Raw genomic sequence first — 9,883 nt, forward strand, 5'->3', positions numbered from 1 at the left:
GTCATTTGTCATTTGTCATTTGTCATTTGTCATTCGTCATTTGTCATTTGTCATTGGTCTACTCTCCTATCTCTCCCATCTCCCCCATCTCCCCTGCTCAACTCAGCGCAAACTGACGAATCCGGCTTGGCTAATTAAGTCCTGACCCTGGTTAGTGAGTAAAAATCGAGCATAAGCTTCCCCGGCTTGTTGATCAACTTGACCATTTTGTTTAATAATGACAAATAATCGACGAGTAATCGGATAACTTCCTGATTGAAACGCCTGCTTATTCAGCTGATTGCGCTGTCCGGGACATTGGGAAAGTGGGACAAAGGGTTCCTGGTAAGGCGGAATTAGTTCATCGGGTTGGCGTCCAATCGGTAAAGATTTTATTGTACATTGAGGCACAACTTCAGGTGCAGAGGCGTAATAAATGCCGCCAGGATTATCCGCTAACACTCTCAAAGCTTGAGTCGTGGTTGGGATAAACTCAACAGTCGCCCCAAACTCTTCTCCCTCTAAAATATTGTCCACAAAAAACTCAATTGTACCGCCTTCTTCTGGGCGTCTGGAATAAGGGATAATTGGTAAGTCAGTACCCCCGACTTGATTCCAGTTGGTAATCTTACCCGTATAAATATCTTTTAGCTGAGTAACCGTCAAACCCGGAATTTGCAGGTCAGGATTAACCGCAACGGCAATACCATCAATAGCGACAGGAATTTCTTTGAGAGTAAACCCCCGTTGCTGGGCTTGGTCATATTCCTCTTGTTTGAGTGGGCGCGAGGATTGGGAAAACGCCAGTTGGTTATTTAACAGCATTTTAATCCCTGTACCCGAACCTGGTGCGCCTGTTGTCGGATCAGTGTAGCGCAATCGGAATTGGGGCCACACGGTTTGAATCGCGGGATCTACGACTTCACGGATGGGTGCCCAAGTGGTGCTACCCCCATAGCTAAAGAGTCCTTCAGGTACACCTTGCACTTGAGCAAAAGTTTTAGCCTGTTGGGATTGTTCAGGGGATTGACGATTGACCTTAACCTGGCGGTTTCCGTTAATTAAGTCAGACTCACGGCTAAACCACCAAACCCCGCCCCCGACTAAACCGAGGGTAATCAGCAAGGCTAACACTAATATAGTCGTTTCGTTTTTCTGAGACATGCGATCGTGAGTTCAAGTCGCCAAATCACCAATCACCTCTAGCTTACCTGGCAATTGTCCAGTTTTTTCGCAAACAGGGAGTTGAAACTGTTGCCTATTCCCTGTTCCCTATTGCCTCTCCCCACCACAAGACTTATTCAGCAGCCCTTAGCTGGAGTCTGTTGGGTTTCACGTCGTTCAACCCAACCTACCAAAGTCATACCAAATCCGAGTTAGCTATCCCCGTAATAACCCAGTCCGCGCAGGCGGACTTTGTTTGTGTAGCAGCGATTTCAATCGCCGTGGCAAAAGGGGGTAATAAAGGCGGATTTGGTATTAGTACCGCTATAGTCCCAGAGGGATTTTAATCGCCGCAGCGGGGTTAAACTAGGTATCAATACCGAATACGCGGGTCAATTAAGGCATTGATAATATCAATCGCAATACTCGCTATCACCACAATTGCCCCAAAAAACACCATAATTCCTTGCACCGTCGGGTAATCTCGTAACTGAATCGCTTCATATAATCGATTAGCTAATCCGGGCCAGGAAAAGGTCACTTCAGTTAACACCGCACCCCCTAGCAACGATGCAAACGTGAGTCCCATTACCGTAATTACTGGAATCAACGCATTTTTCAATGCATGATGCAGTAAAATTGTCCGTTCCTGAATCCCTCTAGCGCGTGCGGCTTCTACATAATCAGCGTTCAGAGTTTGCTTGAGATTCACCCGGACAATACGCTCAAAAATTCCACTTAGAAGAATTCCTAAAGTTAACGAGGGTAGAGTTAAATAATATAATGCCGTTAAAAATTGGTTGAAATTCCCATTCAAGAGGCTATCAACCGTATACAGTCCAGTGAATCCTGTGGGCGGAGTTGCTGATGCGGGAAATCGCCCACCCAGGGGAAACCATCCTAACTGTACGGCAAAGATTAATTGGACAATCATTCCTGCCCAAAATATCGGTAAGGCATAGGTAATAATCCCGAATAGTCGTCCCCCTAAATCAAAGACAGTACCGGGACGAGAGGCGGAAAAAATACCCACACCAATTCCTACCGTTATGGCGACAATCATACTACATATCGCTACTTCTGCCGTCGCGGGGAAATACTGCTGAATCACTTGCAAAACATCTCGTCCTTGGTCACTAATTGAACTGCCTAAATCCAGGCGGAGTAAACTAAATAAATAATTCACATACTGTAAGGGTAGCGGTTGATTTAATCCCAACCGTTCCCGAAATTCGGCTTTTACACTTTCAGGCGCACGATTACCAATTACTGCATCAATGGGATCTCCTGGCGTAGCGCGGAGGAGCAAAAATACGATAGTAACAATCGTAAACATCATTAACGGTGCCAGTAGCAACCGGGCGATGACATAGTAAAGTAAAGCACGAGAACGAGACATCTGAATTTAAATAAAGGGTTTCTTGAGCGAATTTGGTATCAACGCTCAATACGCTCAAGTTCTTCACGCACAACTTTGCGTAAGGTGTCCTCCAAAGATTGGCAGTTTTGCTGAATATGCTGGCGTAAGGCTTCATTAATCAAGGTTTGGTAGTTTCCTCCGCCTGCACTGTGAACTTGCTCACGAAACCACGCGAGAATTTCATTATCTAGCCGGATTGTGATGCGGGTTTTGCCTAATGATGTTGGGTCAATCGCGCCCCGCTTTCCTTGACTAAAGTCATATTCTGCTTCCATGACGATTATCCCTCTTCATACTGCTGTCGTTCTTGCCGAGTTGCTTTTCGGGCAGAAATAATCCGAATCTGATCATCCCGCAGCGTGTAGACAACCACCAATATTCTACCAAAAGCATCCATACCAATTGTCACGAATCGTTCTTCATCAAACCGCTCGTCTAGAATGGAAATTGCCAGAGCATCCGAGAAAACAGATACTGCATCAGCAAAGTCGATGCCATGTTTACGAAGATTGGCTGTTGCCTTGTCCCGATTCCACTGGTAAACCATCTCAATTGTAATATGCACATCTGTACATACCTACTAATATATCTTCCCATCACTTCATGCCCCCATAACCCTATAACCTTGCGGCAGAAGAAGAAAAAAGGTATATAAGGACAACAGGACAAAAGAGCAAAGGGCTACAGAGTCAATGCGGCGGCACACACAACACGAAAACAGAAATTGTTGTAGCACCTGCCTGGATAAGCGTTACGGCGAAACGCGCAAACCAGGGCGCTAAGATGACAGGCTTAAGCATTTTTATCAACCTGCCAAAACGAGATACCAATAATTGGGTTAATTTCCACGTTCTGTAAGCTGTCTTGAGCAAAGGCAAATTCTTTTTTCTGCAACAAAGGAACCAGCGGAACATCTTGAGCGATTAGCTCTTGAATTTGCTCAAATAGTTCTTGTCGCACCTGGGGATCTTGTTCCTGGCGTTGCGCTTCAATGAGTTGGTTCATCTTCTCACTGTAATAGAAGAAGCCTTGGCTTTGACTAGCTCCTTCCTGACATCCCGTTTCCGCTGATCCTTTCGTACAACTGAAAAAGGGACTGACGTAATTATCCGCATCGCCAAAATCCGGGAACCAAGCCACTAAATAGCTGGGATAAATGCCTTTGGGAATATTACCAAAGAGGGTAGCAGATTCAACAGCTTGCGGTTGAACTTGCATCAAACCATCCATTTTTTGCTCGGCATATTCTTTGAGAAGCGTAACAATTTGTTGGCGTTGAGGGCTATCGGAACTGTACCAAATTTCCAAGACAAACGGATTTTCAGCAGAAAAATCTGCCTCGGTTAAAAGTTCTTTTGCCTTTTCCACATTGCCATCCCCATAAGGTTGCTTAAATACGGGTTGACTGGTGGCGAAGGTGTCGGGAATAATACTGTAAGCGGGTTCCGCTTGACCCCGATAGACGCGATCAATGATTAACTGACGATCCACTAACGCCGCGATCGCTTGTCGGACTTCTACCTGATCTAAGGGTTTCTGCTTGACATTTAGCACCATATAGTCTATGCGGCTGCTGGGCTTTTCTAACACTTGATACCCTTTCGATTCAGCATCCTCTTTGAGGCTGAGAATTTGATCGGCATCTAAGTCACGATAGGCAATATCAACCGCACCTGTGGTAAAGGAATTATACAAGTTAGCGGGACTACTGAGAAACTGAAAGTCAATGCCTTGATTGGGTGGTTTTTCTCCCCAATAGTCCTCAAAAACATCCACCTTGACTAAACTTGGTTCAAAGGAAACTAGCTTATAGGGACCTGTTCCCACAAACTCATTGGGTTTAAATTTGCCTTGTCCAATTTCATAAGCTTGAGGTGAAACTGCACTTAATCCAGGAAAGGCTAGTAGGTAAGGGAAGGGAGCAAAGTCATTTTTTAGCTTGATTGTGAGTTCGTATTCCCCTGTGGCTTCCACGGATTCCATGATGTTAGAAAGTAGGGCGGAAGGTTTACCCCCGTTTTCACTAAACCGCCTCAAGGAAAATGCCATGGCGTCTGCGTTAAAAGGTGTGCCATCATGGAACGTAACACCCTGACGCACAGGAATTGTGTAGGTTAACCCATCATCACTGACTTGCGGGAGTTCTGTCGCCAGTTGGGGAATCAGCGTATCTGTATCCCCCTGGTAGGTATAGAGGCGATCGCCTAAGCTGGTAATAATATCACTAATTGCCACTTCATACGCATCAGCCGGATCAAGGGTTCGGGGTTTGGCAACAGAACCCACAGCGATGCGTTCAGGGCTACTGATGCTAGTGACGGAACTTGCAGCATTATCAGTGGGTGTATTTTGCCCACCACAACTAATAATCAGGACGCAACAGCAGCAGAATAAACCGAGAAACTGGATAATCTGCCGTTTCTGACGAGACAAGGGTAATTTCATAACGTACATTAAGCCCTGAACTAAAGTTCGCGCTAAAAGCTCAAACCCGTTAAAACGGGTTAGCAGCCTTTGATGTAGTAAGCTAAAGCTTATACAATCGGCTCCAAAACCGCAATCGGCAATCGGCACTCCCACAGTCGAATTCGGGGTCAATCCCTAGGGGGGAAGCCGTCATGCACAGTCAAGTGCATTTTCTACTTTTGTGTACATTCTTCCGGATTTTTAGAAGCTTCAGAGATAGGGCTGATAGCTACTGATACAGGCGGATAGAGATTTGTCACGTTAGAGCATCTCAACATTGCCATACATCCGTTGAAGCTGATGCGTCGAAGAATTTTTGTTTTATTTTAATCATTCAACTATTGCCATATGTTCGAGACTTAAGTCAAGATCGTAATTAATTATATGTGATGAAAGGGTTTAAGCTGATGACCATTTCTGCGGATACAGTATTTTCAAATTTACAGAACATTGACCAAGTTGATCCGGTAACCAGTGCTATCTACCGAGAACAAGCCCAAGAGGTGCTGGCTACACCATCGATCACGCTGAAACTGCGAACAGCGATCGCGGATCGACTCAACCGCGCTAATAACGATCTAGCACTGCATACCGTAGGCAGCGAAGATAGTTACTAGTTGAGGCTGGTGGGCAGTGCCCACCCTACGGTCTATTTTCGGCTAGTTTAGTGGGAATTTAATTCCATGGGGTTGAGACAAACCATCTAAGCCACGACTCAGCTTGAGTTGAGCTACTCTAAAGAATAGAGAATGATTCGCCATAGCAATCAGGGGACTACTCATGTTAATTTTGATTGCTCATCCTAAATGTGGCAAAAGCTCAAGCAGCATATTTCTAAATGGCAAGGGGTACTGATCACTGCCCCCACTGTCGCCGGATTGGTGATCGCTACGGCTTGGACGGGTTCGTTTCAGCTTCTCGAATGGGCAACACTCGACCAATTTTTTCAGCAGCGTCCCCAAGAACCAGTTGATCCCCGGATTTTGGTGGTAACCATTGATGAGTCTGATATTACCCAGATTGGAACCTGGCCCATTCCTGATCAGGTCTTAGCAAAATTACTTAGAAAAATAAACGCCCAACAGCCTAGGGCGATTGGCTTGGATTTGTACCGCGATTTGCCAGTCGAACCGGGTCATCAGGAATTAGTCGAGGTATTTAAGTCTACACCGAACCTGATTGGTGTGGAAAAAGTCGTGGGCGAAACGGTAGCACCATCGCCAACCCTAAAACAACTGGATCAAGTGGCGATGGCTGATTTAGTCTTGGATGCGGATGGCAAAGTTCGTCGCGGATTGCTGTCTGTCCAATTAGACGATGAGTCCATCCACTTAGGATTAGGGGTAAAGCTGGCGTTAATGTACCTAGACGCCGAAGGGATTACCCTGCAAATGACGGATGAGGGAACGAGTCATTTACAGTTGGGTAAGGCAGAATTTGCCCCATTGACGGGGAATGAAGGTGGCTATGTTAATGCTGATGTGGGTGGCTATCAAATCCTCTTAAACTATCGTGGACCGAGAGAGAACTTCCAAACTGTATCCATTGCTGATATTTTAGAGAACCGGATAGCACCGGATTTGATGCGCGATCGCATTGTTCTCATTGGCGCTACCGGACAAAGTGCTAACGACTTATTCTTTACACCCTATAGTCAAAATACCATCGGTTCTCGTCAGCAAACACCGGGCGTGATTATTCATGCCAATATCGCCAGTCAGATCATTAGTGGGGCGATGGCGGGACGCCCTTTAATTAAGGCGATTGATGGACGCCTTTTAATTCCCTTCATTGATAGAATAAACCAACTGTCTTGGCTGACAATTTGGATTGATCCAGTCGAGTGGTTATGGATTATCGTCTGGTCTTTTATTGGTGCGGGAGGAAGTTGGAAACTCCAACAAGCGAACCAATTCGCGGATAGGATTTTTCCCCGATGGACGGTTGTCGGTTTCGGCACGTTCTTCATGGGTAGTATCCTGGTGGTTGGGAGTTATGGGGCGTTTCTGGCTAATTGGTGGTTGCCCGTGGTTTCCCCGCTTGTGGCGTTAATTGGATCATCAATGGCGATCGCACTTTACCAAACCTGGGAATTGCAGCGCTACAATGCTGATTTAGAAATTTTACTGGAAACCACCACGGCTCATTCTGATGCGATTGAGGAGGAGTTACATCAACAAGCCGAAGAAGCCGCACGGGAAAGTGAACGCCGCTTAGCCCAATTTTTGGAAGCGGTTCCGGTTGGGGTAGCGGTATTAGATGCAAGCGGAAAAACCTATTACCTGAATCAACGGGCGCAACAGTTAATTGGTAAAGGTGTGGTTCCTGATACCTTTGCTGAACAATTCGCTGAGGTGTATCAATTTTATATTGCTGGAACTGAACAACTCTATCCGGCGGACTTATTGCCCGTGGTGCAAGCGTTAATGGGAGAAAGTGCCACGGCTGATGACATTGAAATTCACCAGGGCGATCAGATTATTCCTATTGAAGCTTGGGGTATCCCAATTTTTGATGAAGGGGGTCAGGTGACGTTTGCGATCGCGGCGTTTCAAGATATTACTGAACGCAAAAAAGCTGAAGCTGAACGCAAGGATTTTACGGCTCAACTGCTGCAACTGAATCAAGCTTATGAACGTTTTGTCCCGGAAAATTTTCTCCAATTGCTGGACAAGAAAAGCATTGTCGATGTCAAACTCGGCGAGGCGGTGCAGAAAAAAATGTCAATTCTATTTTCGGATATTCGTTCCTTCACCACTCTCTCGGAACGGATGAGTTTAGAGGATAATTTTAAATTTATCAATGCCTATCTGTCGCGCATGGAACCTGCGATTGTCGAACATGATGGCTTTATTGACAAATATATCGGTGATGCGATTATGGCGCTATTTAATGGTAGTGCTGATGATGCGGTTCGCGCCGGAATTGATATGTTAAATCGGTTGACTGATTATAATAAAACGCGGCGACGCCCGGATCGTCCCCCGATTCAGATTGGGATTGGGATTAATACGGGTTCGCTGATGCTGGGAACTGTGGGCGGACACAATCGCATGGATGGTACAGTGATTAGTGATGCGGTCAATTTAGCCGCTCGCTTAGAACAGCTTACCAAAGAGTATGGGGTATCCTTATTAATTTCTCATCACACGTTTTTACAGCTAAATCATCCGGTTGAATATGCCTTCCGGATTATCGGTCAAGTTCAGGTTAAGGGCAAAAGTGAAATGGTATCTGTTTTTGAAATATTTGAGGCAGATCCACCAGAACTCCGCTCGGTAAAGTTAATGACAAAGCCTGATTTTGAGAAGGCTTTATTTCTGTATAGTAAACGTTTCTTTAAAGAATCCGCCCAAATTTTTCAAGAGTGTTTGCAGGTTAATCCCGTTGATCAAGTGGCTCAAATTTATTTAGATGCTTGTCAGAAACAGGGTGAAGATTGAAATCATTATTGTGGAGGGAACAGGGAATGGGGAACAGAGAACAGGAACTACCCAATTTAAATGCCCATCAGCTGATCACACTGATTACCTAGAGCGTCAGTTCAGTAATAGCCGTTAAAATAAGTTAATTGTAGGGGCGGGTTTAGCCGTTTAATTGGGGTATCTACCGATAACCTCTAAACCAAACCCGCCCGTTATTATAACGTGGGTTAATCAGGCAACTCTGAACCCGATTATCAACAGGGTCAAAAAATTGAGGATTTAACGTTGATGAATTTCTTTTTTCCACTTCTGGGACTTCTGCTGGGACTCCTGGCGATCGCGATCCTACTCTATCTGGTTACGGGTCGCCGCTATCAATCGTCTGAATCGGTGGTCAATTCTTATGACCAATGGACAGAAGATGGTATTTTGGAGTTTTATTGGGGCGAACATATTCACTTAGGGCATTATGGCTCACCGCCTCAACCCAAGGATTTTTTAGCCGCAAAATCTGATTTTGTGCATGAAATGGCGCGTTGGGGAGGACTCGATAAATTACCCCCAGGAACCACTGTTTTAGATGTCGGGTGTGGCATCGGCGGCAGCAGTCGTATTTTAGCACGGGATTACGGGTTTGCCGTAACCGGAATTAGCATCAGTCCCCAACAAATAAAACGCGCTCAGGAGTTAACGCCAAAGGACTTAGATGCGACGTTTTTAGTCGATGATGCCATGGCAATGTCTTTCCCAGATGCCAGTTTTGATGTGGTTTGGTCAATTGAAGTGGGTCCTCATATTCCCGATAAAGCTCTTTTTGCCAAAGAATTAATGCGGGTAATCAAGCCGGGTGGTATTCTGGTTATTGCTGACTGGAATCAACGGGATGATCGCCAGAAACCACTCAATTTTTGGGAGCGTCCGGTGATGCAGCAACTTTTGGATCAGTGGTCTCATCCGGCGTTTTCCAGCATTGAAGGGTTTTCGGAACGGTTGCAGGAAACCGGACTGGTTGAGGGCAATGTAAAAACGGCAGATTGGACAGAAGAAACGCTTCCATCTTGGCTTGATACTATCTGGCAAGGCATAGTTCGACCCCAGGGATGGCTACAGTTTGGTCTATCAGGTTTTATCAAGTCTGTGCGAGAAGTGCCGACAATTTTATTAATGCGGCTAGCCTTCGGTTCTGGGCTTTGTCGATTTGGTATGTTTCGCGCTATTCGAGCCAATTCTCCAGCCAATTTAACTGAAACCGTCTCGAATCAAGCTGTGGCGACAGAACGGTAATGAATCAAACTTGACATCCTCACCGCGTTACAAGCACGGTGATTCCTACCAGGGGTTTGGTGCTACTAGGGGTTTGGTGCTACCAGTTACCAGGGGTTTGGTGACCAAACAGGGGTTTGGTGACCAAACCCCTACCTGGGTGGCG

The 9,883-nt window shown here is 45.7% G+C and carries 9 protein-coding genes; 3 read left to right on the top strand and 6 right to left on the bottom strand.

Features of this window, described 5'->3' with window-relative positions:
* Positions 1-102: 102 nt before the first annotated feature.
* The 5 genes from ACLFWI_RS19595 to ACLFWI_RS19615 all read right to left on the bottom strand — a co-directional run bounded on the left by ACLFWI_RS19595 (position 103) and on the right by ACLFWI_RS19615 (position 5,008).
* Positions 103-1,143: a PstS family phosphate ABC transporter substrate-binding protein gene (locus ACLFWI_RS19595; protein ID WP_446414304.1), complete on the bottom strand. Its 1,041-nt coding sequence runs from the start codon at positions 1,141-1,143 to the stop codon at positions 103-105.
* A gap of 373 nt (positions 1,144-1,516) precedes the next feature.
* On the bottom strand, positions 1,517-2,542 hold the full coding sequence (locus ACLFWI_RS19600; RefSeq protein WP_446414305.1) for an ABC transporter permease: 1,026 nt from the start codon (positions 2,540-2,542) through the stop codon (positions 1,517-1,519).
* 38 nt (positions 2,543-2,580) lie between these two features.
* Positions 2,581-2,838 carry a BrnA antitoxin family protein gene (locus ACLFWI_RS19605; protein ID WP_446408103.1) on the bottom strand — a complete coding sequence of 86 codons (258 nt, stop codon included), beginning with the start codon at positions 2,836-2,838 and terminating at the stop codon, positions 2,581-2,583.
* 5 nt (positions 2,839-2,843) lie between these two features.
* Entirely contained in the window at positions 2,844-3,110 is a 267-nt protein-coding gene (locus ACLFWI_RS19610) for a BrnT family toxin (RefSeq protein ID WP_446405858.1), read from the bottom strand.
* Positions 3,111-3,355: 245 nt separating this feature from the next.
* Positions 3,356-5,008, bottom strand: coding sequence for an ABC transporter substrate-binding protein (locus ACLFWI_RS19615; protein WP_446414309.1), 1,653 nt, complete (start codon positions 5,006-5,008; stop codon positions 3,356-3,358).
* 428 nt (positions 5,009-5,436) lie between these two features.
* Between ACLFWI_RS19615 and ACLFWI_RS19620 the strand changes: the two genes are divergently transcribed.
* Complete coding sequence (locus ACLFWI_RS19620) at positions 5,437-5,646, top strand: hypothetical protein (RefSeq protein WP_446408105.1); 210 nt, start codon at positions 5,437-5,439, stop codon at positions 5,644-5,646.
* A gap of 42 nt (positions 5,647-5,688) precedes the next feature.
* Here the strand turns inward: ACLFWI_RS19620 and ACLFWI_RS19625 are convergent, their stop codons facing one another.
* Positions 5,689-5,811: a hypothetical protein gene (locus ACLFWI_RS19625; RefSeq protein ID WP_446414306.1), complete on the bottom strand. Its 123-nt coding sequence runs from the start codon at positions 5,809-5,811 to the stop codon at positions 5,689-5,691.
* 24 nt (positions 5,812-5,835) lie between these two features.
* Between ACLFWI_RS19625 and ACLFWI_RS19630 the strand changes: the two genes are divergently transcribed.
* The gene (locus tag ACLFWI_RS19630) at positions 5,836-8,472 is read left to right on the top strand and encodes a CHASE2 domain-containing protein (protein WP_446414307.1); all 2,637 of its coding nucleotides are present in this window, start codon (positions 5,836-5,838) and stop codon (positions 8,470-8,472) included.
* A 270-nt stretch (positions 8,473-8,742) separates the two neighbouring features.
* Positions 8,743-9,738 (top strand): methyltransferase domain-containing protein, encoded by a 996-nt coding sequence (locus ACLFWI_RS19635; protein ID WP_446414308.1) that lies wholly within the window; start codon positions 8,743-8,745, stop codon positions 9,736-9,738.
* Positions 9,739-9,883: the final 145 nt, after the last annotated feature.

It is taken from the genome of Coleofasciculus sp. (genome assembly GCF_046539235.1).
GTDB lineage: Bacteria > Cyanobacteriota > Cyanobacteriia > Cyanobacteriales > Coleofasciculaceae > Coleofasciculus.

Excerpts from the sequence above, each read along its gene's own strand:
- ACLFWI_RS19595 (WP_446414304.1), bottom strand. The coding sequence starts at position 1,143 with ATGTCTCAGAAAAACGAAACGACTATATTAGTGTTAGCCTTGCTGATT.
- ACLFWI_RS19600 (WP_446414305.1), bottom strand. The coding sequence starts at position 2,542 with ATGTCTCGTTCTCGTGCTTTACTTTACTATGTCATCGCCCGGTTGCTA.
- ACLFWI_RS19605 (WP_446408103.1), bottom strand. The coding sequence starts at position 2,838 with ATGGAAGCAGAATATGACTTTAGTCAAGGAAAGCGGGGCGCGATTGAC.
- ACLFWI_RS19610 (WP_446405858.1), bottom strand. The coding sequence starts at position 3,110 with ATGGTTTACCAGTGGAATCGGGACAAGGCAACAGCCAATCTTCGTAAA.
- ACLFWI_RS19615 (WP_446414309.1), bottom strand. The coding sequence starts at position 5,008 with ATGAAATTACCCTTGTCTCGTCAGAAACGGCAGATTATCCAGTTTCTC.
- ACLFWI_RS19620 (WP_446408105.1), top strand. The coding sequence starts at position 5,437 with ATGACCATTTCTGCGGATACAGTATTTTCAAATTTACAGAACATTGAC.
- ACLFWI_RS19625 (WP_446414306.1), bottom strand. The coding sequence starts at position 5,811 with ATGAGTAGTCCCCTGATTGCTATGGCGAATCATTCTCTATTCTTTAGA.
- ACLFWI_RS19630 (WP_446414307.1), top strand. The coding sequence starts at position 5,836 with ATGTGGCAAAAGCTCAAGCAGCATATTTCTAAATGGCAAGGGGTACTG.
- ACLFWI_RS19635 (WP_446414308.1), top strand. The coding sequence starts at position 8,743 with ATGAATTTCTTTTTTCCACTTCTGGGACTTCTGCTGGGACTCCTGGCG.